Below are 362 nucleotides of genomic sequence, written 5' to 3'. Positions count from 1 at the left end.
CTCTTTCGCGCGCCTCTTTAAGCGTATAATCAGCCCCGAAACGGCCAATGTTCATACGAAAGACTTTGCCGTTGATTTTCCGGTTAATGATGAACGTCTTCGCGCCCTTGCTGGTAACACGCAGTGCTAAGCCGCGCTGATCATCGTCATGGAATATTTTGTAGTAAGCTTTGTCTTTAGGCGGAAGCGTTAGGCTTTCAATAGCTTTTTGGGTTAGTTTCATAATAGCTACCTTTTTGTGTACACTGATAATTAAAATATGGTCGTAACTTTATTTATGGTACACCCAGTGTACACCTTAAGGTGATTATTAACAAGGATCAATAAGGATTAAGGAAGTGATTAAAACATCGATAATAACC

General features: G+C 40.3%; 1 protein-coding gene. It reads right to left on the bottom strand.

Annotated elements, in window-relative coordinates; all coding sequences use genetic code 11:
- A partial coding sequence (locus COV52_08170) for a hypothetical protein (GenBank protein PIR10615.1) occupies positions 1 to 223 on the bottom strand: 223 nt, incomplete at its 3' end.
- Between the last annotated feature and the right edge of the window lie 139 nt (positions 224 to 362).

It is taken from the genome of Gammaproteobacteria bacterium CG11_big_fil_rev_8_21_14_0_20_46_22, from assembly GCA_002796245.1.
In the GTDB taxonomy this organism is placed as follows: Bacteria; Pseudomonadota; Gammaproteobacteria; order UBA12402; family UBA12402; genus 1-14-0-20-46-22.
This window is presented reverse-complemented; position numbering and strand designations above follow the sequence as displayed.